The sequence below is a fragment of the Pseudomonas sp. GM102 genome (assembly GCF_000282555.1).
Taxonomy (GTDB): Bacteria; Pseudomonadota; Gammaproteobacteria; order Pseudomonadales; family Pseudomonadaceae; genus Aquipseudomonas.
Genome location: NZ_AKJB01000013.1, coordinates 34,072 through 55,980, shown reverse-complemented (window position 1 = coordinate 55,980; position 21,909 = coordinate 34,072). Strand labels below are relative to the sequence as shown.

22 protein-coding genes are annotated in these 21,909 nt (G+C 55.5%); 11 read left to right on the top strand and 11 right to left on the bottom strand.

Going from position 1 to position 21,909, the window contains the following annotated elements:
• Nucleotides 1-603: 603 nt before the first annotated feature.
• From PMI18_RS25435 to PMI18_RS25460, 6 genes are all read right to left on the bottom strand, one after another.
• The gene (locus tag PMI18_RS25435) at nt 604-1,824 is read right to left on the bottom strand and encodes a hypothetical protein (RefSeq protein ID WP_007895963.1); all 1,221 of its coding nucleotides are present in this window, start codon (nt 1,822-1,824) and stop codon (nt 604-606) included.
• A gap of 577 nt (nt 1,825-2,401) precedes the next feature.
• Nucleotides 2,402-3,169 carry a phosphonate ABC transporter, permease protein PhnE gene (gene phnE / locus PMI18_RS25440; protein ID WP_007895962.1) on the bottom strand — a complete coding sequence of 256 codons (768 nt, stop codon included), beginning with the start codon at nt 3,167-3,169 and terminating at the stop codon, nt 2,402-2,404.
• Nucleotides 3,166-3,993, bottom strand: a complete 828-nt coding sequence (locus PMI18_RS25445; RefSeq protein WP_007895961.1) for a PhnE/PtxC family ABC transporter permease — start codon at nt 3,991-3,993, stop codon at nt 3,166-3,168. Before PMI18_RS25445 ends, phnE begins: the two co-directional genes overlap by 4 nt.
• The gene (locus PMI18_RS25450; RefSeq protein WP_007895960.1) at nt 3,987-4,787 is read right to left on the bottom strand and encodes a phosphonate ABC transporter ATP-binding protein; all 801 of its coding nucleotides are present in this window, start codon (nt 4,785-4,787) and stop codon (nt 3,987-3,989) included. Before PMI18_RS25450 ends, PMI18_RS25445 begins: the two co-directional genes overlap by 7 nt.
• Nucleotides 4,784-5,635: a putative selenate ABC transporter substrate-binding protein gene (locus PMI18_RS25455; RefSeq protein ID WP_007895959.1), complete on the bottom strand. Its 852-nt coding sequence runs from the start codon at nt 5,633-5,635 to the stop codon at nt 4,784-4,786. Before PMI18_RS25455 ends, PMI18_RS25450 begins: the two co-directional genes overlap by 4 nt.
• A gap of 158 nt (nt 5,636-5,793) precedes the next feature.
• Nucleotides 5,794-6,660, bottom strand: a complete 867-nt coding sequence (locus PMI18_RS25460) for a LysR substrate-binding domain-containing protein (protein WP_007895958.1) — start codon at nt 6,658-6,660, stop codon at nt 5,794-5,796.
• A 134-nt stretch (nt 6,661-6,794) separates the two neighbouring features.
• Between PMI18_RS25460 and PMI18_RS25465 the strand changes: the two genes are divergently transcribed.
• The 4 genes from PMI18_RS25465 to PMI18_RS25480 are packed head-to-tail and all read left to right on the top strand — an operon-like array spanning nt 6,795 to nt 11,016.
• Nucleotides 6,795-7,847, top strand: a complete 1,053-nt coding sequence (locus PMI18_RS25465) for an agmatine deiminase family protein (protein WP_007895957.1) — start codon at nt 6,795-6,797, stop codon at nt 7,845-7,847.
• A 4-nt stretch (nt 7,848-7,851) separates the two neighbouring features.
• Nucleotides 7,852-8,760 (top strand): N-carbamoylputrescine amidase, encoded by a 909-nt coding sequence (gene aguB / locus PMI18_RS25470; RefSeq protein WP_007895956.1) that lies wholly within the window; start codon nt 7,852-7,854, stop codon nt 8,758-8,760.
• A gap of 1 nt (nt 8,761) precedes the next feature.
• Nucleotides 8,762-9,865, top strand: a complete 1,104-nt coding sequence (locus PMI18_RS25475) for an extracellular solute-binding protein (RefSeq protein WP_007895954.1) — start codon at nt 8,762-8,764, stop codon at nt 9,863-9,865.
• Nucleotides 9,866-9,891: 26 nt separating this feature from the next.
• Nucleotides 9,892-11,016, top strand: coding sequence for an agmatine deiminase family protein (locus tag PMI18_RS25480; RefSeq protein ID WP_007895953.1), 1,125 nt, complete (start codon nt 9,892-9,894; stop codon nt 11,014-11,016).
• Between the two features lie 44 nt (nt 11,017-11,060).
• Here PMI18_RS25480 and PMI18_RS25485 read toward each other — a convergent pair whose 3' ends face one another.
• The gene (locus PMI18_RS25485; RefSeq protein WP_007895952.1) at nt 11,061-11,540 is read right to left on the bottom strand and encodes a VOC family protein; all 480 of its coding nucleotides are present in this window, start codon (nt 11,538-11,540) and stop codon (nt 11,061-11,063) included.
• Between the two features lie 443 nt (nt 11,541-11,983).
• Between PMI18_RS25485 and PMI18_RS25490 the strand changes: the two genes are divergently transcribed.
• Nucleotides 11,984-12,310 carry a hypothetical protein gene (locus PMI18_RS25490; protein ID WP_007895951.1) on the top strand — a complete coding sequence of 109 codons (327 nt, stop codon included), beginning with the start codon at nt 11,984-11,986 and terminating at the stop codon, nt 12,308-12,310.
• Nucleotides 12,311-13,015: 705 nt separating this feature from the next.
• Complete coding sequence (locus PMI18_RS25495; RefSeq protein WP_238542582.1) at nt 13,016-13,843, top strand: hypothetical protein; 828 nt, start codon at nt 13,016-13,018, stop codon at nt 13,841-13,843.
• 185 nt (nt 13,844-14,028) lie between these two features.
• Here the strand turns inward: PMI18_RS25495 and PMI18_RS25500 are convergent, their stop codons facing one another.
• Genes PMI18_RS25500 through PMI18_RS25510 form a run of 3 tightly spaced genes read right to left on the bottom strand, consistent with a single transcriptional unit; the run spans nt 14,029 to nt 16,024 of the window.
• Nucleotides 14,029-14,514, bottom strand: a complete 486-nt coding sequence (locus PMI18_RS25500; RefSeq protein WP_007895949.1) for a MaoC family dehydratase — start codon at nt 14,512-14,514, stop codon at nt 14,029-14,031.
• A 21-nt stretch (nt 14,515-14,535) separates the two neighbouring features.
• Nucleotides 14,536-15,378: a 3-methyl-2-oxobutanoate hydroxymethyltransferase gene (gene panB, locus PMI18_RS25505; RefSeq protein ID WP_007895948.1), complete on the bottom strand. Its 843-nt coding sequence runs from the start codon at nt 15,376-15,378 to the stop codon at nt 14,536-14,538.
• Between the two features lie 28 nt (nt 15,379-15,406).
• Nucleotides 15,407-16,024, bottom strand: a complete 618-nt coding sequence (locus PMI18_RS25510; RefSeq protein ID WP_007895947.1) for a LysE family translocator — start codon at nt 16,022-16,024, stop codon at nt 15,407-15,409.
• 188 nt (nt 16,025-16,212) lie between these two features.
• Here PMI18_RS25510 and PMI18_RS25515 point away from each other — a divergent pair, with 188 nt between their 5' ends.
• On the top strand, nt 16,213-16,665 hold the full coding sequence (locus tag PMI18_RS25515; protein ID WP_007895945.1) for an Lrp/AsnC family transcriptional regulator: 453 nt from the start codon (nt 16,213-16,215) through the stop codon (nt 16,663-16,665).
• Between the two features lie 50 nt (nt 16,666-16,715).
• Here the strand turns inward: PMI18_RS25515 and PMI18_RS25520 are convergent, their stop codons facing one another.
• Nucleotides 16,716-16,937, bottom strand: a complete 222-nt coding sequence (locus tag PMI18_RS25520) for a hypothetical protein (protein WP_007895943.1) — start codon at nt 16,935-16,937, stop codon at nt 16,716-16,718.
• A gap of 449 nt (nt 16,938-17,386) precedes the next feature.
• Here PMI18_RS25520 and PMI18_RS25525 point away from each other — a divergent pair, with 449 nt between their 5' ends.
• The 4 genes from PMI18_RS25525 to PMI18_RS25540 are packed head-to-tail and all read left to right on the top strand — an operon-like array spanning nt 17,387 to nt 21,861.
• Nucleotides 17,387-18,100, top strand: coding sequence for a GntR family transcriptional regulator (locus tag PMI18_RS25525; protein ID WP_007895940.1), 714 nt, complete (start codon nt 17,387-17,389; stop codon nt 18,098-18,100).
• Nucleotides 18,097-19,008 (top strand): dihydrodipicolinate synthase family protein, encoded by a 912-nt coding sequence (locus PMI18_RS25530; RefSeq protein WP_007895937.1) that lies wholly within the window; start codon nt 18,097-18,099, stop codon nt 19,006-19,008. The genes PMI18_RS25525 and PMI18_RS25530 overlap by 4 nt, the downstream gene beginning before the upstream one ends.
• The gene (locus PMI18_RS25535) at nt 19,001-20,518 is read left to right on the top strand and encodes an aldehyde dehydrogenase (protein WP_007895934.1); all 1,518 of its coding nucleotides are present in this window, start codon (nt 19,001-19,003) and stop codon (nt 20,516-20,518) included. The genes PMI18_RS25530 and PMI18_RS25535 overlap by 8 nt, the downstream gene beginning before the upstream one ends.
• Nucleotides 20,515-21,861, top strand: coding sequence for an NAD(P)/FAD-dependent oxidoreductase (locus PMI18_RS25540; protein ID WP_007895932.1), 1,347 nt, complete (start codon nt 20,515-20,517; stop codon nt 21,859-21,861). Before PMI18_RS25535 ends, PMI18_RS25540 begins: the two co-directional genes overlap by 4 nt.
• Nucleotides 21,862-21,909: the final 48 nt, after the last annotated feature.

Genomic DNA, 21,909 nt, shown 5'->3' with positions numbered 1-21,909 from the left:
CAAACTTTGCAAAGATATCACTTAAATGCCCTCAATGCTGGAAGCTCGATATAAATAATCGAATCCTGTTTGACGGTACCCATCAAATACACTTGACAAATATTGAGAGCGTAATTGTAAAGAATATGCTCCTCAAGGAGGAGCGCGTAATCAGTAGGGCAGAGCTGATTAGTAGTATTGGGAGAGAGCCTGGTCTCTATCGTGGCCTGGAGATGAGTTTGAGTAGACTGCAAGTAAAGTTCAAGAAAAGCGCTGGAGGTAGGTATCTCTTTCGCGCAGTCAGAAATCGTGGCTACTGCCTTACTCAAACCATACATATCAATGGGGCGCCGTCTCGGGAGTTTACGTGAGGTAGGCGGCAATACTCCCCCCTCGCATGCTCATATGGCTGATGATGACTAATGAACTTATGAATTTAGGGAGGGCGCAGCGTTTAAGATGAGGGAGGTATTTTTTACGATGGGCTTTGCGCTTTGATACGGGTGCGGCGGATTTGAAAATGCCGTCGCATAACTTCTGAGTTCTGCGGCGACTTGACCAGTGACTCCGATTTTCCGATCCGCACTCTTTGGCGTTGGTTGCGGAGTTTTCTTTATTGTTCTTTCATTCATCCATTGCTTTTTCTTGTTCTGCCGATACCTTGTTTTGAGGTTGATAGAGTCGCGGTATGGTTGTGTACCCGGTACGTGAAGCGGCATTGCCAGTCGCTCTCTGTAACCTTGCTTTTTCCTCTTTCAACCATTCGTCCATTGCTCTTTCTTGCTCTTCCGACACCTCGATTTGAGGTTGGTTGAGTCCCGGTGCGGCTGTATATCCACTGCCGTCATAACTGGGCTCGTCGTTTTTAACGGTGGCATCCTTCAAGCGCTCCGATGAACCAGCAATGCCTCCTAAACTTCTATCGTCATTTTTAGTTTCAGTCGTAGCCTGGCTTGAGTTCTGACTGACAGGGTTTTCACTCGATTTAACGGTGTTTGCGGTGGGTGTATCACTAACTGTGTCAGATTTCGGGGCCGCGGGAGCAGAGACGATCTCTGCTGTAACTTTTGATTTGTTTTTATTTGCCAATTTATTTCTGCTTTTTTTGACTTTCTTAGTCGTTGAAAAAGCAGGGTTCAGTTCCGTTTTGTTCTTGCGAATAAGGTTGTCAATTGGAACGTAGCTAATGATTTTGTTGGGTTTTCTTTTGATGTTCGAGTTATAAAATTTAACTTGCTTCTGTGTTAGCTGGATGTCGGCAATAGGCGGTAACCGAATGAGACCAATAATCGCCTCGCGAGCAATGGCATAGGTGAGTTGATCAAAGCTATAAACGAAACTATTACTTGATTTTGGCAGGCTAGGGGAGAGTGTCATTACTTCAATGGCGCTATCACGCTTGGCGAGTGTTTTTCCTGCCACTAAATCTTTATATGTGTAAACAACATTGCACTTCGATCGGACGCCGCCCCAGGCGTTGCTTATAGACACTGAAGAGACTTCTGCGCTTATTTCAATGCGCCCACTGTAATGTCCAAATTCGATAAAGCGATCACTGTTATGAATTTCTTTCTGGGTTGCATTCTTGATAGCAGTTCCCCAGTTTGAAATCTGTAGTTCACCTGAAAAACTATTGTCAATAGTTACGTTTTCTTTGTTTTTTGTTTCTGCGGGAAGCACAATAACATCTACATTGTATGCAAGGTCATAATAATCGATATCAGGAACAATGCTCTTGTCTCTTTCGCTTGAGATTTCTGAATAGTTTCTTATGTTGGCACAACTTGTAACTCCGAAAAAGCAAAAAGCCAGCAAGAGTAAGGCCGTTCTTTTTTTTATCGACATGTTACTCTCCTGGCTTTGTCGCTAACGTATAACAGTGATTAGACCGGATTCGGCGATAACGAAATAATAGAAGTCCCTAGATAACTCTGCGCTACCGATTCCGACTTTTTTTAAAAGTCCCTATAAATCATAGGCCTATATTTCACGCCCAACACCCCAGCACCACTAGCCGATGACAGGCCGCGATCAATAGGTGGTCGAGGAAACTGAGTGCATCCCTTGGCTTTGGGAGGCCGCCTTTGGCCCAGGCTGGCGTGACTGGCCGAAATCCCCCCGGGCGGACGTTCAGGGAAAACGAATCCGTCGCCCTTTGCCCCGGCGTCAAACCAAGGTTTCGGCGAGAGCAGACCCCATGCATGTTCCGAATGGAATTGCGCGCAAAGGTGCAGTACTTTGTATTTGTAGCACCCTCGTGTTGCAGTCCTGTCCAGGTTGAGAGGTGGCCTTCATGAACAACATCATCTACATCGTTGGGGTCGTTGTGATCGTCGTGGTTATTCTGTCGTTCCTCGGGTTTGCATAGCTTCGAAGACCCACTGAACGATTGCCGGGCGCCTTGCAGATGCATCTGAAGCAGTCAAGCCTTGACCCACCGTTGACGGCTCCAGTTGCTCAATGTATCGACGGCGAGTACCAGTAACAGCATGGCCAGAATAACCGTGCTGGCTTGAGCTTCCTGGAACAGGCTGAGGCTGACATAGAGCATCTGCCCCAAACCACCGGCGCCGACGAAGCCGAGCACGCTGGCCATGCGGATATTGTTTTCCCAGCGGTACAGGATGTAGGCCAGTAGCTGGGGCAACAGGTTGGGCAGGGTGCCGTAACAGAAAGCCCATACAGCGTTGCCGCCCTGCAAGCGGATGGCTTCGGCGGGTTCCGGTGGGGTGTTTTCCAGTGCTTCGGCGAACAGCCGGCCGAGTACCCCGGTGGTGTGCAGGGCCAATGCCAGGGTACCGGCATTGGGGCCGAGACCGGCGGCAAGGACCATCAGCGCGGCCCACACCAGTTCCGGAACGGCGCGCAAGGCGTTGAGCACCAGGCGCGATGCGCTCTGCAATGGCCAGCCGAAGCGTCCGGCCGCAGGCAATGCCAATAGCAGACCGAACACCGCCGCGAGCAGGGTGCCAAGGGCCGACATGGCAATGGTTTCCAACGCACCGTGGGCGATGGCTTGCAGATGCCCGGGGCTCAGGTCCGGGCTGAGAAAACGCTGCGCATAAGCGCCCATCTGCTTCAGGTTGCCGGTGCCGCCCAGCTCGCCGAGGTCGATGCCCAGGTAGATGAACGAGGCGACCACCGCTGCCCCGATGCAGAGCAGCAGTGCCAGGTTGATCAGGCGATTCATGCCAGCCTCCAGCGCAACAGGCGGCTGAGTTGATCGGCGAGCAGTACCAATACGAGGAACGTCAGTAACAAACTGGCCACTTCGCCGCCGGCGAACATGCGCAACGACAGATCTATTTGCTGGCCCAGACCGCCGGCACCAACGAAGCCCATCACCACCGAGGCGCGGATGGCGCATTCCCAGCGGTACACCGTGTACGACAGCAGCTCCGCAGCGACATTGGGCAGGATCCCGTAGCAGAAGGCTGCGAGCCGACCGCTGCCCGATTGCAGTAGCGCGTGAGCCGGGCGCTGGTCTACCGACTCGAAAATTTCCGCGTAAACCTTACCCAACATGCCGCTGTAGGTAATGGCAATGGCCAGCACCCCGGCAGTCGGGCCGAGGCCGACGGCGCGCACGAACAGCAGGGCCCAGACGATTTCCGGCACGCTACGCAGGAAGATCAGTAAACCGCGTATCGGCCAACGCAGCAGTTGGCCCCAATAACTCGGGTGGCCGGCACGGGAGGCAGCAGACAGCGACAGAGCACGGCTGGCCAACAGGCTGGCGGGGACTGCTAACAGCAACGCCAGGGCCATGCCGGCCGTGGCGATGGCCAGGGTCTGCAGGGTGGCTTGCAACAACAGCTCAATGAACTCTTCGCCATGGGCCGGTGGCCAGAAGGCGGACACAAACCGGCCCATCTCGCTCTGACTGTCACTCGCCACCAGTACGCTGAGGTCCAATTCGCTGAAGTGGATCCCTGGCCACAGCAAGACGAGGGCCAGTAAGGTGAGCAGCAGGCGGGGCCGGGTGGCCGGATCTCGGGTATCACGGGTCAGCATCGGGGAATCTGCACACTCAAGGGCGCCGGAGCAAAAATCGGTGGGGATAGCAGTTGTTCGTTGGCGTAGAGCTTGTCGAGCAACTCACGGTCGACTTCGCTGGCCTGAAGGTCGAACAGGATCTGTCCATCACGCAAGCCGATGATGCGCGAAAAGTGCGCCAGGGCCAGTTCCACCGCATGCAGGCTGGCGACCAGGGTGACGTTGTGCTGCCGGGCATGGCTGCAGAGCACCGAAAGCGTGTGCTGGGCCAACACGGGGTCCATGGCCGAAACCGGCTCATCGGCCAGCAACACCTCGGGCGCTTGGTACAACACGCGGGCAATGCCCACGCGTTGCAGCTGTCCACCGGACAATTGCTGGCATTGCGCGAACAACTTGTCACTCAGGTCCAGCTTGGCCAATGCCGTGCGTGCGCCCGGAATATCCAGTGGATGCAGCAGGTTCAGCAGGCTCTTGCCCAGACCCCACTGACCCAGCTTTCCGGCCAGAACCGCAGTGACCACGCGCTGGCGCGGTGGCAGTGGGGGCACTTGATGGATCAGGCCGATGCGTGCGCGCAGACGCTGACGCTGACGGGCAGAAAGCTGCCAGGCTTGCTCGCCGAGCACCTGCAACTCGCCGTTGCCCGGTCGCAGGGCGGTGGCCAGCAAGTTGAGCAGGCTCGACTTACCTGCGCCAGACGGGCCGATGATGGCGACCTGTTCGCTTGCACCGATGTGCAGGTCCACGCGACGCAGCGCCTGGACGCCGTTGGCGTGGGTAAGGCTGACCTGGGTCAGATGCAATGTCATTTGAGCAGGTCGGCGGCGCGTGCGGCTTCCTCGATGCCCTTGTAGTTCTCGGGCTTGGTTTCGATGAATCGGCTGGCGGCCTGCAAATCCAGAATCTCCTTGTCCGCAGGCTTCGCCGGATCGAGGGTCAGGAAGGCTGCTTTAATCTTGGCCGCCAGCGCTGGGTCAAGAGTCCCACGCACCGTCCAGTTGTAGTCGAAGTAAGCCGGGGTGGTCGCAAACACTTTGACCTTGGCGGTATCGACCTTGCCGGCGGCGACCAGTTTTTCCCACACGCTGGCGTTCAGTACCCCGGCGTCCACTTTGCCGGCCTGGACCCAGGCGACAGTGGCGTCATGGGCGCCGGAGTAGCCGACGCGGCTGAAGTAGGTTTCAGGCTTGATGCCGTCCTTGAGCATAAAGTAGCGCGGCATAAGACTGCCCGATGTGGAGGACACCGAGCCGAAGGCAAAGGTCTTGCCCTTGAGATCGGTGAGGGACTTGACGGCAGGGTCGGCGGTGATGAATTTGCTGGTGAATTGGGCGTCCTGTTCGCGCTGTACCAGCGGAATGGCATTGCCGGTTTTCAGGCGTGCCTGCACGAACGTGAAGCCGCCCAGCCAGGCCAGGTCGATTCGGTCGGTGGCCAGCGCCTCGACCACGGCCGGGTAGTCGCTCACGGGCACGAACTCGACTTTCATGCCCAACTGTTGTTCCAGATAGGCGCCAAGCGGCTTGAACTTTCGCAGCAGTTCGGTCGGGGCTTCATCGGGAATCGCGCTGACTTTCAGCGTATCGGCGGCCTGAGCCAACAGGGTGCAAAAAGGCAGGATCAAGCTGACGGCCAATGCCAGGGTACGCTTGAGCATGGAAAATCTCCGGTGTATTAACGAAAGAATGTCGAGGCGCCTGGCACACGCTTATCGCTGCCTGGCGCTTTGTGAGGGTAGACGAAAGGAGCGATATTGACCGGTTTTGGCCCAATTGCAATCGCTCATGAGCGGACGAAATATTTGGACCAGAATCGTTACGTTGTCGGGCTTGTTGCTTCCAGGTTACCGAGCAACCACTCGCTGAAGCTTCGTGCATTGCTCTCACTGTCTCGATGGGTCAGCAAGGCCCAGTTCGGGCCGCGAATGGTTTGCTCCACCAAGGGCTGCAACAAGCCGTTGGCGCGCGCCTGCTGACTCAGTAATTGGCTGACCAAGGCGATACCGAGCCCTGAGCACGCGGCATCCAGCAGCAGGCCGGGGTCGGAGAAGTTCAGCCCCTGATCTTGCTGGCCTACATCGATGCCGGCTTCCACCGCCCAGTGACTCCAGTCCATTTCCCGCTCGCCATGAAGCGTGGTGCGTTGTTCCCGTGGCAGCGCCAACAGGTTCGGGTGACAAGCCGGGTAGAGGCGGTCTGCGTGCAGCACCTTGAAGCTGCACTCGGCTTGGGAACTGATGTCGTCACGCACGGCGAGGTCGATGGTCTGGCTGGTCATGTCCGGGACTTCATCGGTACTGAAAATCCACAGATCGACTTCCGGATGCTGACGGCGAAAATCCCCCAGGCGCGGCAGCAGCCAATGACGGGCGAACGCCGGGGTGGTGTTGAGCACCAGTTGGTTGGGTTTCTGATACTGCCCAAGCCGGCGTATGCCGACGGCCAGTTGTTGCAGCAGCGTCTGGGTGGTGCTGAGCAAGTCGTGACCCGCATCGGTCAGGCTGACGCTGCGTCCACTGCGAAAGAACAAGGGCTGTTCAAGGTACGCCTCAAGGCTGCGAATCTGCTGACTGATGGCGGACTGGGTAAGGTGCAACTCGTCGGCAGCCTTGTGGAAACTGCCCAGCCGGGCAGCGGCTTCAAAGCCGCGGAGGGTGCCGAGCGGTGGCCAGTGCTTGAGCATATCGATAAGTTCTCCTAATCAGTTTTCCGCAAAATCCATCGTTTGTTTGCCCTTTTTTACAGCCGTAGCATGCATGCCAAGACCGCCAGTGCAATTTTCATTGAACACAATGGCTTAACTTAAAGGTACTTGTCATGCAGCAGAATGAAATTCGAAACAGTGGTTGGGTGATGCCGGCAGAGTGGGTCAGGCACACCGCGACCTGGATGGTTTGGCCACATAACCAGGCGCTCTGGGAATCGGGTTGGGGCGTTACGCTGGCGCTGGTCCAAGAGGACTTCGCCCGCGTGGCCAACGCCATCGCCCGTTTCGAACCGGTGAAGATGGTCGTCGACCCCTCTGCAGTCTCCAGTGCCCAAGCGCTGTGCGGACCCAACATCGAACTGATCGAGCTGGCGGTGAATGACAGCTGGTGCCGGGACTCCGGCCCAAGCTTCGTTTGCCACCCGCAACAAGGCCTGGCCGGTGTGAGCTGGCGCTTCAATGCGTGGGGCGGCAAGTCGGCGCATGATCTGGACGAAAGCCTGGCGCGCCGCGCACTCAATCACCTGGGCGTGCAGTGTTTTGGTACACCGCTGAGTAACGAAGGCGGCGCCATCCATGTCGACGGCGAAGGCACGCTGATCACTACCGAGTCGGTGCTGCTCAATCCCAATCGCAACCCGGGCATGAACAAGGCCGAGATGGAAGAAATCTTCACCCGCTTGCTGGGTGTGAAGAAAACCATCTGGCTACCGGGCGATCCGGACCATGTAACCGGCGACATGACTGACGGCCACGTCGATGGCGTGTGCGCATTCGCGCGTCCTGGCGTGTTGCTGGTGGACGCCACTCACGACAAGCACTCGGTGTATGCCGAGGTGGTACGGGAAAACCGTCGCGTTTTGGAGCTGGCAACAGATGCCCAAGGCCGAAAATTCGAGCTGATCGAGTTGTATGAAGCGAGCGATGCCGTGGACACCGACGCTGAAGTGTTCTGTGCCTCCTACACCAACTTCTACATCGCCAACAACGCCATCATCATGCCGGCCTATGGCATCGATGCTGACCATGCGGCTGCGAAAGTGTTGGCTCAAGCCTTCCCCGAGCACGAAGTGGTACCGGTGCGGATCAATCATCTGGCGCATGGCGGCGGCGGGGTGCATTGCATCACCCAGCAACAACCCGCCTGGCCATTGGAGGGTTGATGCCATGACCCTGTTGACGATTGCCACCACCCAGATGCCCTGCACCTGGGACTTGCAACACAACCTCGATCAGGCTGAGCGGTTGGTGCGTGAGGCGGCTGCCAAGGGCGCCCAGGTCATCCTGTTGCAGGAGCTGTTTGCCACACCGTATTTCTGCATCGAGCAAAGCCATAAACACCTGGCGCTGGCCGAAGAATATCGAGACAGCCCTGTACTCAAGCGCTTTGCCGCTTTGGCCAAAGAGCTGGGGGTGGTGCTGCCGCTGAGCTGGTTCGAGAAGGCAGGCAATGCCTACTTCAACTCGTTGAGCGTGGCCGATGCCGATGGGCGCCTGCTGGGTGTGTATCGCAAAACCCATATTCCCAACGCCATCGGTTATCAGGAGAAGGAGTACTTCAGCCCCGGCGATACGGGCTTCCGTGTCTGGGACACGGCTTTTGGGCGCATCGGTGTAGGGATCTGCTGGGATCAGTGGTTCCCCGAGACCGCGCGTTGCCTGGCGTTGATGGGGGCCGAAGTCTTGCTGTTTCCCACCGCCATTGGCTCTGAACCTGGCTGCGCAGCGCTGGACTCACGTGACCACTGGCAAATGACCATGCGCGGCCATGCTGCTGCCAACATCCTTCCGGTCGTGGCGGCCAATCGCGTCGGCCCAGAGGTGGCGACCACCGATCCGACCCTGCAGATGAACTTCTACGGCTCGTCCTTTATCTGCAACCACAAGGGCAAGCTGCTCGCCGAGGCCGACCGAGACAGTACCGGCGTGCTGGTTCACAGCCTGGATTTGACCGCCATGCGTGAAGAGCGCCTGAGCTGGGGCATTTACCGCGACCGTCGTCCGGAGATGTACGGGGCGCTGTTAAGCCAGGATGGTCGTCACCTCAATGCACGCTGGAACACTCAAGGGGTTTGATATGCGCATGTCCAACAAGCTGTTGATCGGCGCGCTGGGATTGGCGCTTGGCGGTGCCTTGCCGTCGCTGCACGCGCAGGAGAAAACCCTCAGGCTGTACAACTGGGCCGACTATTTCGCCGAGGACACCCTGACCCGATTCACCGCCGAAACCGGGATCAACGTGATCTACGACGTCATGGATGGCAGTGAGACGCTGGAAGCCAAGATGCTGGCGGGCGGCAGTGGTTACGACCTGATCTTCCCGGGCGACACCGTGGCCGAGCGCTTGATGCGCGCTGGCAGCCTGCTGCCGCTGGACCGGTCAAAACTCACGGCCCTGGATGACATCGAACCCGGTTTGCAGAAACTGCGCACGCATTATGTGCATTCGAACCAGGCCACTGTCCCTTACACTTGGGGCACCATCGGCCTGACCTACAATGCCGAGCAGATCAAACAACGCATGCCCGATGCCCCGGTCAACAGCCTGGACATGCTGTTCAAACCCGAGCTGGCCGCCAGGTTTGCCGACTGCGGTATTTCGATGATCGATTCGCCGGACGAAGTGCTGGCGGTGGCGCTCAATTACCTCGGTCGTGAGCCACGCAGTGCAAAGCCTGAAGACCTGGCTGCGGCGAGTGAACTATTGCTCAAACTACGGCCGTACATACGCAAGTTCCAGTCGCAGCCGGTGACCGATCTGGTGAACGGCAACCTGTGCCTGTCGCTCGGTTACAGCGGGGATATGACGCAGGCGCAACGGACGGCGGACACCGCCGGTAAGAAGACCACGTTCCAGTACCGGATTCCCCGTGAGGGCACCACGGTGTGGATGGATACCATGGCGATTCCCGTCGACGCCAGACATCCGGAGTACGCCTATGCATTCATCAACTTCGTCATGCGCCCGCAAAACATGGCCGCGATCAGTAACTTCACCGGTTATCCCACCTCCAATGCCAAGGCACGTCCGAGCGTCGATGCAACCATGCGCAACAACCCGGATATTTACCTCGACGAGGCCACTTACGAGCGGCTGATTCCTGGCAAGGACATTCCCCAGCCCGACATGCGGGCGCGCATGCGAACCTGGACCAAGTTCAAGACAGCCACCACGAAATGACTTCAGACAAACACTCAGGAATCATCATGTCGACTCGTCGAGAGTTCATCAAACACCTATCGGTAGTGGCCGGTTTGGGCGCTGCAGTGTCCATCGGACTTGGCCTGACGCCCTTGAACGCACGAGCGGCCACACAAGGTGTCTGGCGCATGCCGGATGAGGGCGACAAACACCGGCGAGCCTTCGTTGCGTTTGGCGCACAGGAGGCCATCTGGGAGGATTTCACCCCCGATGTGCAAGAGGCCATTGGCCTGATTGCTCGCACCATTGCCCACTATGAGCCGGTGACCGTGTTCTGTCGCAATAGCGAGCGGAGACTGGCCGAAGAACATTGCGGCACGACTAACATCACTTACGTCACCACCGAACTCGACGATGTCTGGATGCGTGATATCGGGGCCAATTTTGTCATCGATGGGGCCGGCGAGCTCGGCGCCGTGGATTTCAACTTCAATGGCTGGGGCAACAAGCAGCAGTACAGTAAGGATGCGCAGGTGGCCGCTCTGGTTGCCGACACCGTGGATGCCGATCACATCCGCAGCGAGTTGGTGGGCGAGGGCGGTGGTATTGAAGTCGATGGTCATGGCACGGCGATCATGACCGAAAGCAGCTGGATCAACAGCAACCGCAATCCCGACTGGAGCAAGGCCGAGGTCGAGCAAGAGCTGAAAGCCCGCCTGGGCTTGCGCAAAATCATCTGGCTGCCGGGCATCAAAGGCAAGGACATCACCGACGCCCACGTCGACTTCTACGCCCGCTTCGTCAAGCCAGGCGTGGTGATCGCCAACCTCGACAACGACCCTGAGTCCTACGACCGGAAAGTGACACTGACCCACCTGGAGATTCTCAAACAGGCCACGGATGCCGACGGCCGCAAACTGCAGGTGCATACCGTGTCGCCACCGCTCAATCCACGCAAGAGCAAGTTCAGCCGCAACAACCCGGACTTTGCCGCCGGCTACATCAACTACTTCGTCATCAACGGGGCAATCATTGCGCCCGAGTTTGGTGACAAGGCAGCAGATACCAGAGCCTTTGATCTGTTGTCTGAGCTCTACCCGGACCGTGAGGTGGTACAGCTCAACATCGACGCGATCGCCGCCGGTGGTGGCGGAATCCACTGTGTGACCAGTCACCAACCGCAGGCGTAGTCTGGACCAGCGCGTCGGTATGCCCTCGCATCCGCGGGCGCTGGTTAACCCTCCAGAGCCGCTTCGATCGCTGCGATGTCGATCTTGCCCATCCCCATCATGGCGTCGAACGCGCGCTTGGCCGCCGCTCGATCAGGATTGGCTATCGCGGCGGTCAGGACACGTGGAGTGATCTGCCACGACAGCCCCCACTTGTCCTGGCACCAACCGCATACATTTTCCTGGCCGCCATTTCCGACGATCGCGTTCCACAAGCGGTCGGTTTCGGCCTGGTCGTCGGTCGCCACCTGGAACGAGAAAGCCTCGTTGTGCTTGACCCCCGGCCCGCCGTTCAGCCCGAGACAAGGGATCCCCATCACCGTGAACTCCACCGTCAAGACATCGCCCTGTTTGCCCGCCGGATAGTCGCCAGGCGCGCGAAGGACAGCGCCCACGGCGCTGTCCGGGAACGTCTCGGCGTAGAACGTCGCAGCGTCCAGCGCGGTGCCGTCGTACCAGAGACAAATCGTGTTCTTGCTGATCATCTTGGTTCTCCAGAGTTGGGATGGGTACGTGGATTTTAGCAGTGCAGGCGACCGTTTTTCAGCGCGACAGGTACTCAAAACCGGACTGAAAATCGCACTTCTACGCGAAATCCACATCTGCTGACGTGCCGATAAGTTTCAGATTTAACGTAGACGCGCACACTTCAATTTTGGCGAAGCGTTTTTACACACTTTGGGTCGATTGCTGCCCGTAGCGAAGGGCTACAGTCGGCCTAGCGGTCAATTGACTGGTGCCGTTATCTCCTCGGTATGGGCCAACCTCCTCAGAGCGCTCTCCACGAATACACCTAGACCCTTATGGCCAGTCCAACAGTAGGAGTTCGCAGAAGGTGTCTATAATTGGGTGTGATAGGAAAGGCTGCCTGGGATACCACTTCCTCAGGTAAATACGGTTGTGAGAAATGATGGTATGAGAATGTATCATGAGCGAAACAGATGAAATTGTCCGTGAATTTGCCTTGCAGAGAATTGCGTACATCTTCAATGTTCCCGTGGATTCTCTTAACAAAGAGGCGGTATTTGGGAGTGACTTGAAAGCTACCCACCCTCCCGGTCTATTTAATCCGAATGAATATGATAAAGTTGAAGGCGATATTCTCGATGTATGTGATAGAGAAACATACAAAGTAATAAGCTCTGGCAATTTAACCATTCGCGCTGTCGGCGACTATTGCGACCACATGATTAAATGCTACAAGAAAAACCCAAAGGATGTTATTCAGACATTGAAAATAACCCCGCTCAGCTAACAAAATGTTGGGGCGTAACGGAAGTCGCATATGCTCTGGATAATTCTACAGCTGATACTCTTATGGTGTGTATTTATATCAACCGCAATGGCGTTTGCACCAGAGCGGGTGCTCAACTATGTAAAGCAAAGTCGTATCTGGATGTGGTCTATGAGAAACATGTTTAGCATTACAAACGAATCTCTTAGTAGTAAAACAGCTGCTCGGTGGGTGCGTATTCAAGGAGGAGTCGGTTTGGTTGCGGCACTGCTGGCGGAGTATGCTTGGTTTATTAATCCTGCCTCTAGTCCATAGACTGCCGTTCATCGGTGCCAATATCCGCCGTCCGCGAATGACAGTTCTGGGTCGATTTCTGCCTGTCACGAGGGGCTCTGACCCGTCAGGCGACTCTCTTTCCCAACGTTCAAGGATCGGCTGCCCCAGAAAATTCTCCGTTAACTCAAAACGGTAAAGGTTGAGCTCTTGGGTGAGATGTGCCGGCCTCTGCTCAGCATTCACTGGTGGTTGAGGCACTTTATTTAGGTGGTTTTCGACGTTTGTACTGAGTGACGTCTATTCTCGATATGCTCTTAACGGCGATTTGGGAGAGCATAGGATGACTAAAAACGAAAGTTTTATCGTGCCATGAGGTTCCGTAAAAAAAATCAACCATAGACTTGATACGGACGCTATCCGCGCTCGCCATTGGAGGCAAATTTGATTACCGTGACCTATGAAAGTGCCGCACTTGCCATACCGGCCAAACCTGCTAAACCAGCTACACAAAACTCGCCAGGGGCTCCTGCGGTACCTGCAACGCCCGCTGTTCAGGGCTGGACAGGTTTTTCCCCTCAGGGACCTAATAAAGACACGAAAATGTCAGAGACGGAGCACACGCGAATCATAAATGAAGCGATTAACATTGTAAAAAGCAAGTCTTATACTAATGAAGAGTTGAGTGGGAATGCTTCAAAAGATAGCTTGCGTACATTCAAAGAAGCATGTGACGATCAAGATAACAATGTTCTGAGAGTTATCAAAGGAATACATCAGAGGCTTGATGCGCATATTCGGGCAAAACTGGTGAAAAATGGTGTTGATTACCACTTGAATGTTATGGGTTCAAGTGCAACCGGCGACTTTGTCAGTGAGGACGATATTTTTCATTGGAAAATCGTATCTATCAGTGCGAAAGTCGATAATACAGAAGAACTGTTGCTCGTAGACAATAGGGTAGGGCTTTTTAAGCCGGAGTGGAGGAGAAACAGTATTTCCTTCGCAGATTACAATGCACAAATAAAAAGGGAAAAAGCGGCAGCGGAAAATGCCGAGAAACAAAAAAAATCTGATTTGATAATAAAAGTAATAAGTCAGAAGCTTCAATGCGTGCCTGTAAAAAGTAAAGATTTTTCGTCTGATTTGCTAAGTGGTAGTCCAGTGAAATTTCGATTAACAACAAAAGACAAGTCAGAAATGACTTGTATTTATAATTTAGTTGAGAGCTCGGTTGAAGGAACGTTGGAAAATGGCCAAAAGAAAAAATGCTACCTATAGAAAGCTCAAATTTTAAGCATGGATGGTAAGCGTTCCGCAGTAGTTGCTTTGCTGGAGCCCTTACCACTGTTTTGATGCGGTCTATAAATGAACGACTGCTCTTGGCCGGTTACTACCCGTGGCGAGAGGCAGTAACTGCCCGCCCCCCCCCCGGTTTAGTAAGGGCTGCTCTCAACCCATGGCAATCATCCATCAGAACGCGCCACCCCATTTGTGGGATCACCCTCGGCCAGCATCTGCCTCATGATTTCCCGCTCCTGCGGGCCAGGCAAAACGCCGCTGGTTTCTCCTTCCAGCACGGTAATGGCGTCCTCGTTGGTCATCGTGATAACCGCCGTGGCACGACCTTTTTCATCCATGTCCTTGATGAGCCAATGGCAAGTGACGGTATCCCCTGGATAAACGGGGCGTTTGAAGTGGAATGTCATCGCTGAGGCCAGCCAGCCAATCTGGCCGCCGATTTCAGTCATCAGGCTGGCCGTCAGCAGGCCATGAGAAACCGGCGCTTTAAAGCGTCGGGTTTCGGCGAAACGAGCATCAAGATGCACCGGATTGTAGTCGCGGGAGATCTGCGCGAAGCGCTGGATATCTTCCTGCGTGAAGCAGCGGGAGAGGGTGAAGCTGTCACCGGTCTGAAGCCCTTCGGCTGCACGCTGTCTGAAGCTTTTCATTGAAGTCCCTTGTACTGTCGACTAGAAGGAATGCTCGTCCCCTGGAAAGTCGCCCGCTTGCACATCGCCGGCGAAGTCGCGCGCGGCCCCGAGCAGCACGCCCCGCATGTCGGCGTATTGTTTGACAAACCTGGGCAGAGGCCCGGTACGCAGCCCCGCCATGTCCTGCCAAACCAGTACTTGAGCGTCGCAACCGTTGCCGGCGCCAATGCCGACGGTAGGAATGGACACGGCGGCAGTGATGCGTGCAGCGACTTCAGCAGGCACCATTTCAATGAGCAGCGCGAAGGCGCCGGCGGCCTCGAAGGCGCGGGCACTTTCGATCAGTCGCTGCGCGCCGTCACCTCGTCCTTGAACACGATAGCCACCGAGTTGATGTTCAGCTTGCGGGGTAAAGCCGATGTGAGCCATTACCGGAATCCCCGAGCGGGTGAGCTTCTCGACTTGCGGCAGCATCTCAACGTCCCCCTCGATTTTCACCGCATGGGCGCCACCTTCCTTCATGAAACGCACGGCGGTGTGAAAACATTGCTCGGCAGAGGCCTGGTAGGAGCCGAAGGGAAGGTCGGCAATCACCAATGGTCTGCGGGTTGATCGGGTGACGGCCCGTACCAGTGGAATCAGCTCGTCAACCGTGACGGGAAGCGTGGATTCATGACCGTAGACATTGTTGGATGCCGAGTCGCCCACCAGCAGAACAGGAATGCCGGCTTCTTCGAAAATCGTGGCCGTGTACATGTCGTAGGCCGTCAGCATCGCCCACTTCTGGCCTTGCACTTTCATCTGTTGCAGATGAGGAATCCGGATGCGTGATTTCACATTCGACACTTCGTTGTTGCCGTAAGGCGAGAACGTGTCACTCATTATCTTTTCCTCCGAGATGAATAAACGCTCAGTGCAAGATCTGCTCGATCAGCAACAGCACCGCGATAATGATCATGATCGCCCCCGAAAGCCGACTGACCACTTGAGCCGCAACGGGGCGTGCCTGCAACACGATTCGAGAGCCGAACCCCACCAGCAGATAAATCACGCCGCAACTGAACGCGTGGAGCAGGCCTAACGCGATAATTTGCATCGGCACCGGCCAAGAGGCTTTCGGGTCGGTGAATTGAGGCAGCAACGCCAGGAACAGCAGGAATACCTTGGGGTTGAGGCCGCTCACGCAAAGCCCTTTAAAGGTCCAGCGCGTCCAGGAGGCGGATTCCTGGGCCTGTCCCGCGCGAGGAACCGAGGGATGCACAAGCATGTTGATGCCCAGCCATAGCAGATACCCAGCCCCACCCACGGTGAGCACCGAAAGGGCAACGGGGTTGCTCGCAACAAGTCCGCCGACACCGGCCGCCACGACCAACGTTGCGACTAAATGCCCGATCAACAGCCCGGCCACGGCGGGCATCACGACACGCCCAAACAAGCCCGCCGAGATCGCGTACGCCCAATCCGCCCCCGGTGTAATCACAAACAAAAACGACACAGCCCAGAATGCGGCGAGAACACTAGGGGTCATATTCGCCACCTTCTTATTTCAACGGGTACTTGCATGTTTCTATCTCGCAGACATTGAGAGTCGGTCCGACTTGTTTCGAAAAGTGCGGACGACCAGCCATAAAGTTCACGGAAAGAATAATTGAAACCGGCTAGAATATTTTCTCTATTATTCCAGTCTGGATATCGCGTTGAGGGAGATTCTTCTATATGGACAGGATTGATCTGAAAATTCTTGCCGAGCTTCAGGCGGACGGGCGCCTGTCGGTGACTGAGCTGGCAGAGCGGGTCGGTCTTAGCCTGTCCCCATGCCATCGTCGGGTGCGTGCCCTGGAGGAATCAGGCGTGATTCTGGGTTATCGCGCACAGTTCGCTCCCGCCGCGCTCGGCCTTAACTTTTCGGCAATGGTGTTTGCGACGCTTCGCGAGGGCGATCGCCGGGCGGTTGAAGCATTCGAGGTTGCGCTTCAGGCGATCCCCCAGATAGTGGAGGCTCAAAGGCTTTTTGGAGAGCCTGATTACCTTCTCCATGTCGTCACCCGAGATCTGCCAGCGTTCCAGCAGCTTTACGATGAGCGCCTTTCCACGTTGCCTAACGTTCAGCGCCTGACTTCCACTCTGGTGATGAAACGAGTCATTCAAGACCGTTCGCTTCCTCTGTGACTTGAGCAAGTTTCATCGTCGACAGGCGATCCGAAGGCCTCGGCCCTTCGCTAATTACCGTCCGCCACCTTGCGTTCTATCTCCGCTATTTTTCGCCTGAGCTCTTCAGCCTCCAGCTCCTGGGCATGAGTTTCATTTATACCTTCGGCGTCACTGTCGCTGTCCTCAAGCTCTCCTTCGATCACATCGACGGGTTTGCCAGACGTATCGGCAGGCGGGACGTTCGAGGTCGTTTCTGATTTGTCGTCATTAACACGGTCATCATTGTTCATTTCACTCACCTCCATTGGCCTACACATTGGATTCAGCGGTATGGAGGGAGTTCGGGTTTTTCAGCCTTTATGACGCGGCTCAATGCTTTCCGTTTTTAGTAACGCCTCTCCCTTGCCTTAATGGCATGTCGCAAACGCTCTCTCGCGTGTCGTCCCCGGCCAACCGCGCCAAACACAGGTGCGCTTGGTAATTAGCTTTATTAGGGAATGATCTACGCAATAGCATTCCAAAAGCGACCCGATTCTTTTCTGTAAGCGACCACGTCGTTTTTTGAATCAATAAATAACTATCTGAATACAAAGAAAAAATACCAAAAAATCAGCGAATATTTCTTGTGTTTTATATGTATACACAAGAAATACAATCTATTGACCACCCCAAAAACCCGTGCGAGTCTGGACTCATCAGTCAGGCGCACTGACGGCAAAACCACCTCTGGAGGTCGTTTGTGAAAAACGGCAAAACTTGTCTCTACGAAGACTTGAAACGTCAAATTTTGACGATGGAACTCGATCCTGACGAAGCGCTGGATGAAGTCATTCTCAGCGAGCGTTATGGCCTGTCACGCACTCCTGTTCGAGAAGTTTTTCGCCGCCTGGCCGGTGAAGGTTATATCGACATTCGGGAAAACCGCGGTGCTCGAGTTATTCCGATGAATCACTCGACACTGCGAAACTTCTTTCTGGTTGCGCCGATGATGTACGCAGCCATCGGTCGCTTGGCCGTTCAAAACTTCAAGCCACGTCAACTGATCGATTTAAAAGACACGCAATACCGCTTCCGCCATGCCACCACTTCAAGGGATGCGCTGGCGATGGTGGTCGAGAACAATCGCTTCCACGCGATTATGGGTGAGATGGCGGGTAACCAATATCTGCAACCCAGCCTGGAAAGACTGCTTATCGATCACGCCCGAATCGGTAATACCTTTTTCCGGCCTCAGAACGAGGATATGGAACAACGCCTTGATCTGTCCGCCTGCCACCACGATTCATTTATCGAGGCCATTGAGCGTCGCGATGAAGGTGCAGTGGTTGATCTTGTGTTTGAACATTGGGAACTGTCCCGAGAAAACATGGAAATCTTTATCGCGCCCCAAGGCATCAAGGCGGACGCGCTCGTTGATCTTCCACGTCATTCATCTTCGGAGAAGTCGTCTTGAAATTTGAAGGTATTTATACGCCAGCAGTGACTCCGCATAAACCTGATGGGGAGATCGACTGGAGTGTGTACTCGGAAGTTTTGGAATCGCTGATTGAGGCGAAGGTACACGGCATTATTATCGGCGGCTCGACCGGCGAATATTATGCGCAGACTTCAGAAGAGCGTACTGAGCTTGCCGCTTATGCCAAGGATGTCATCGGTACGCGGGTTCAACTGATCGTGAGTACCGGGGCCATTCGCACCGAAGATGCCGTTCAATACGCCAAGGATGCCAAAGCGATCAAGGCGGACGCCATTCTCGTCACCAGTCCTCCTTACGCGCTGCCGACCTCTCGGGAAAACGCGATCCACGCCCTGACCATTGATCGCGCCGCCAACCTGCCGATCATGCTTTACAACTACCCGGGTCGCATGTGCGTTTCGATGGATGAGGAATACCTCACCCGAGTGAGCGAATCGAAAAACGCCATTGCCATCAAGGAAAGTTCCGGCGACATGGGGCGTGTACATCTGCTCGCTCGCGAGTTTCCGAATATCGCACTGTCATGCGGTTGGGACGACCAAGCGCTCGAGTTTTTTGCCTGGGGCGCCAGGAGTTGGGTCTGTGCAGGGTCCAACTTCCTGCCAAAGGAACACGTAGCGCTTTATGAAGCTTGCGTGATCGAAAAGAACTTCGATAAAGGCCGTCAAATCATGTCGGCGATGATGCCGCTGATGAATGCATTGGACGGTGGCAAGTTCGTGCAGTCGATCAAATACGGTTGCGAGGTTGCAGGATTGAAAGTAGGGGATGTGCGGTTACCGCTTCAGCCTCTGGATCCTGAAGAAAAGCAAAGCCTTGAATCCGTCATCGCCGAACTGAAACGCAACGTAGCAAACATTACGTCGGGAGCCAGCCATGGGTGATCTTCTGAGCAAGGCCGAATATGCCGCTATTGCCAAAGACATTTCGTTGCCGTCCAACGCCTTCATCAATGGCGCGTTCAAGCCCGCGATCGCTGGCAAAACGTTCGCCACGAACAATCCGGCGACGGGTGAGTTTTTGACTAACGTCGCTGCTTGTTCGTCCGAGGATGTCGACTTTGCGGTGGCTAATGCCAAAGAAGCTTTTGAGGACGGGCGCTGGAGATCGATTGCTCCCAGGGAGCGCAAAGCTGTTCTGCTGAAGTTCGCGAATTTGCTTGAACGCCATCAACATGAACTGGCAGTTCTCGAGAGCCTCGACAGCGGCAAGCCCGTTAGTGAATGTCAGTTGGTTGACGTGCCGGACACCATTCACACACTGCGCTGGCACGCGGAACTGATCGACAAGATTTATGACAACACCGCCCCGGTGGGCAGCGACGCGCTGACCATGGTTGTCCGTGAGCCGATTGGCGTGGTGGGCTGCGTATTGCCCTGGAACTTCCCCCTGCTGATGCTGGCCTGGAAAATCGGCCCGGCGCTCGCGGCAGGATGCTCGGTGATCGTTAAACCCGCCGAGCAAACTACGCTGACCACATTGCGAGTCGCGGAGTTGGCGTTCGAAGCCGGCGTGCCTGCCGGTGTACTCAACATCGTGACCGGCACCGGCAAAGAAGTCGGCGAGCCGATTGGCTTGCACAACGACGTCGACATGGTGAGCTTCACTGGCTCTACCGCGACCGGTCGCCGTTTCCTGCATTACTCAGCCGATTCAAACCTGAAACGCATCGTGCTCGAGTGCGGCGGGAAAAACCCTGCTGTGGTGATGGACGACGCGCAAGACCTGGATCTCGTGGCCGAGCACGTCGTCAACGGCGCGTTCTGGAACATGGGCGAAAACTGCTCCGCGACTTCGCGCCTGATTGTCCACGAGTCGGTCAAAGATGAACTGCTGCAGCGCATGGGCGCCTACATCCGCGAATGGAAGATGGGCGACCCGCTGGATCCGCAAAATCGCGTGGGGTCGCTGGTCAGCCCAGAGCATTTCGAAAAAGTGAAGTCGTACCTTGAGCACGCCTCCGCCGCAAAGCTTGAAGTTGTGTACGGCGGAGCTACGAAAGACGGTGCCTTCGTAGAGCCAACGGTGATAGACGGTGTGGATCGGGACAGTCGTCTGTTCCAGGAAGAGATCTTCGGCCCGATTCTTTCGGTCACCACCTTCAACACGATCTCTGAAGCCATTGCCCTGGCCAATGACACGGTATACGGCCTGGCCGCCTCTGTTTATACCGGCAGCCTGCGACGGGCAATCAAGTTATCGCGGGAAATTCGCGCCGGCATCGTCACCGTCAACTGCTTTGGCGAAGGTGATGCGTCGACGCCATTCGGCGGCTACAAAGAGTCGGGTTTCGGTGGTCGGGACAAATCCATTTTTGCTCACGATCAGTACACCGAAATCAAAACCATCTGGATCGATGTGTCTGATCGGTCGGTTGATGAGACCGAAAAATGAGCACCCATACCATCAAGCGCCTACCGGTCGACACCGGGGTTTCAGGTTGGGAGGCGATTTCCATACGCACGGCTCCTGTCCGCATGCTTGATGGAAACGTGGCGGCGGATTGGCTGATTATCGGTGCAGGCTTTGCCGGTCTCTCCGCCGCTCGCAGGCTATCCCAGCTGCATCCAGGCGATAGCATTGCGATCGTTGACGCCCATGAAGTTGCGAAGGGGCCGGCAGGCAGAAACTCTGGCTTCATGATCGACGTGCCGCACAGTCTTTCATCGGGGGAATATTCGGTTGCCGGTGAGTCTGCAACGTCGCTGGAAATTGCCCAGAACCGCTTTGCCATCGCTTTTGCAGCTGAAGCCGCCCGCGAATACGGCATGTCTACCGAGACCTTCGATCCCTCGGGAAAGATAAACGCGGCAGCGACAGAACGTGGGATGAAGCTCAATGCCAATTTTGCCAAGTCGCTTCAAAGCATTGGTGAACAGTACGAGTTGCTGGACGCCGCGCAGATGCAAGAGATCACCGGTTCCAGCTATTACCACAGTGGGCTGTATACGCCCGGTGCGGTGATGATTCAGCCGGCTCAATACATTAGAGATCTCGCATTCGGGCTGGATAAGAACGTCAGCCTTTATGAACGGTCGCCGATTATCGAGTTGTCCAGAACGGGAAATAGCTGGAAGGCGAAATCTTATCGTGGCGCTGTTAATGCGCCCAAGGTGATTCTCGCAGTCAACGGTCATGTCGAAGACTTCGGCCATTTTCAAGGTCGCCTGCTGCACGTGTTTACCTACGCGTCGATGACGGCTGCTTATAGTCATGATGAGTTTGAAAGAGCGGTGACAGGCAAGGCTCGATGGGCTTTGTTACCAGCGGATCCGATGGGCGCGACCGTTCGCAAAATTTCTTCAAACGGTCTCTCGCGAATCGTCATTCGGACCAAGTTCACCTATGACCCCAGTATTCAAGTGACGCTGAGACGGGTTGCTGCAGTCGCCGAAGAACAGCGCTGTTCTTTGGATGCGCGCTTTCCCGAATTGAAATCGACACCGTTCGAATTCAGCTGGGCCGGGCGCCTCTGCTTGAGCCACAACAGTGCCCCGGCGTTTGGAGAAATAGAAGAAAACCTGTATTCGGCGTGCTGTGAAAATGGGCTGGGAACGGTCAAGAGCACCTTGGCCGGCGTGATGGCAGCTGAGTTAGCCACAGGCTCTCATTCGAGGGTTTTAGAAAGTTTCAGTCGTACTCCAGGGCCGAGCAGGCTTCCGCCAAAGATATTGACGAAGCTGGGTGTCAACTCGGTTATTCGTTGGCAGGCACTGAGAGCAGGGCGAGAGGGCTGAATTGCTTCAAACAACCGGCTTTTATTCTATGAAGGCCTAATCTCTAGT